This window comes from Pedobacter sp., from assembly GCF_045628745.1.
Classification (GTDB): domain Bacteria; phylum Bacteroidota; class Bacteroidia; order Sphingobacteriales; family Sphingobacteriaceae; genus Pedobacter.
In genome coordinates this window covers 1-2,365 of the sequence record NZ_JAZQPU010000139.1, presented here as the reverse complement: position 1 = coordinate 2,365, position 2,365 = coordinate 1, and the positions used below count along the sequence as shown (strand labels likewise).

General features: G+C 36.8%; 2 protein-coding genes and 1 pseudogene. 1 reads left to right on the top strand and 2 read right to left on the bottom strand.

Annotated features, from left to right (window positions below; all coding sequences use genetic code 11):
- Positions 1-354 (top strand): annotated as a pseudogene (locus tag ACR2F7_RS05885) (peptidase); the annotation flags it as partial.
- Between the two features lie 573 nt (positions 355-927).
- Here the strand turns inward: ACR2F7_RS05885 and ACR2F7_RS05880 are convergent.
- The gene (locus ACR2F7_RS05880) at positions 928-1,332 is read right to left on the bottom strand and encodes a response regulator (RefSeq protein ID WP_432712657.1); all 405 of its coding nucleotides are present in this window, start codon (positions 1,330-1,332) and stop codon (positions 928-930) included.
- Positions 1,307-2,365: ATP-binding protein (locus tag ACR2F7_RS05875; protein ID WP_432712656.1), on the bottom strand; the 1,059-nt coding region annotated here is incomplete at its 5' end. The genes ACR2F7_RS05880 and ACR2F7_RS05875, both read right to left, overlap by 26 nt.

Genomic DNA, 2,365 nt, shown 5'->3' with positions numbered 1-2,365 from the left:
GCCGAGAAATTCTATATCCCTGGAAGTTTATTAAAAGTAAACCTTGATACGCTGCAATCAGCCAATTATGGCATGCCGAAAGAGGTGCCTGTTGTATTTAACAACAGTCCGGTTTTTCGTTTCACAGCTGCTGCTAATGATCAAAACATTACGCCTTTAGCGTGGTTTGACCAGCAGGATGCTTTAAAAAGTGGATGGGCATGGGGCCAAAGTTACCTGAAAGATGGTATTGCGGCTTTTGTTGCTCCTGTAGGCAAAGGAAAGTTATATGCCTTCGGTCCGGAAATTACTTTCAGGGCACAGGCACATGCAACCTTTAAAATGCTGTTCAATGAGTTGTATTTAAATAAATAAAACGTTTAAATTAGTTTTTTTAGCAAGATCCTTAATTTCAATTCCAGCAGAAATCCCTTAGCATTAAATTGCTGAGGGATTTTTGTATTTATACATAGTTTGGTTGTGTTAAATGGAAGTTAAGATATTACCTTGATGTCCCCTTGCTATGACAGCAGGGTGAATACGCCATGAGTACACGGTGAGTCCACCCTTTGTTTGGCATAACGTGGACTCACCGTGGACTCAATGTGGACTCACCGTGGACTCACCCATAGCTGACAAGCAGCCATTAACAACGATTTTTCTAATCTCAATACAAAATAATAAACTTATAAATTGAGCGACAGGAAAGTAATACTATTTATAGATTAATACACGTGCTCGTTTACCAAAGATGAAAGACAGGTCTGCTGCGGCATCTCTAATTATGCGTACATCAGGTTTTTAAAAAGAAATGAGCAATTGTAAATTAAAATTTGAAGAAATGAAAGAAGCATCAGAAGTGTGGGCACTGTTGCAGCCATAACTAGTGGTTTGATGGTGGAAAAGCCCCTAAGAGGCTGCAGGTACCCATATTAGGATCTGAACAAGTTACGATAAGATTTCTTTAAGTTCTGCTGGATTAAGCGGCTTTTTCAGCATCCTTGATACAAAAAGATTAGCCTCAGCTCTTTTAATATCCCCAAAGTCTAGTGTTGAAGAAAGAAAAACAATCGTACAATACTCCGTGATGCTTTTAGGTAATGATCTGTAGTGCTCCAGAAAACCAAAGCCATCCATTTCTGGCATTTGGATGTCTAGTAAAATTAAATCAGGAAGTTGGTCCTGCTGCTGGTTGCTTTTTTTTAAATATTGAAGACCTTCTTCTGCCGATAAACAAGTAACCACCTGACTACCTGAAAAATGGATGGAAAGAATTTTGGAGTTTATTCTTAAGTCGATTTCACTATCATCAATAAGCAGTATTCTATTAGGCTTCTTGGTCTGATTGAGCATTTGGTATTGTTATTTTAAAAGTTGTACCCTCTATATTATTTGAACTAACAGCAATTTTTCCATTGATTTTATTCAATGCTTCTTTAACGATAAATAAACCTAATCCGCTTCCATGGTGATTTCTGCCTTTAAAGAACTGTGCAAATATCTTCTCCATGTGTTCATCTAAAATGCCAATACCATTGTCACGAACAAGTATTTCTACTTTATCTGTTTGAACAGCTACGTTGATGACTACTTTTTTATCAGTAGCATCTACTTTTTGGTAATTGATAGCATTGGAAATTAAATTGCCTAGTATGACCTCTATGCGGAATGCATCGCCAATAAAGACGGTAGGTTGGTCAATGTTAATATCAAAATTAGTATCAGTATCTGTATAAGAATAGAGTTTAATTAATTCGTTAACCAGTGATGAAAAATCAATGGCAGATTGATCTGAAGCGCTTTTGTTATTTTTATAATATTGCAGTGTTTTCTGAATGTAGTAATCCAGCTTATTAGAGCAAGTTTCTATTAAACCCCAATATTCACCACTAGAATGGAACAAATCTTCCATTTTCACCAGGTTGACAATACCGATGACAGATACCAATGGTGCGCGTAATTCATGCGAAATACTGTAGATAAACCTGTTTAATTCATCGTTGGTTTTTTCAAGCTCAGCAATTTTTTCACGCAAGTCAATCTTTGCTTTATGAGCATCATAAGCATTTTTAATGCTGTTATGGAGCTCTAGCTCATTCCAGGGCTTGGTAATATATCGATAAATATGCCCTTCGTTGATGGCATCAGCAAGGGCTTCAATATCAGTGTAACCCGTTAAAAGAATGCGTGTTGGATCAGGGTAGGTGTCAACGATACTTTTAAAAAACTCGACGCCCGTAATTCCGGGCATCCTTTGATCGGCAATAATGACATTTATGGAAATATTTTCTAAAATTTTCAGGCCTTCTACTGCTGAGTTGGCCGTATATATTTCATATTGTCTTCTAAATCCAGCTTTAAATGCATGTAAATTGTTTTCTTCATC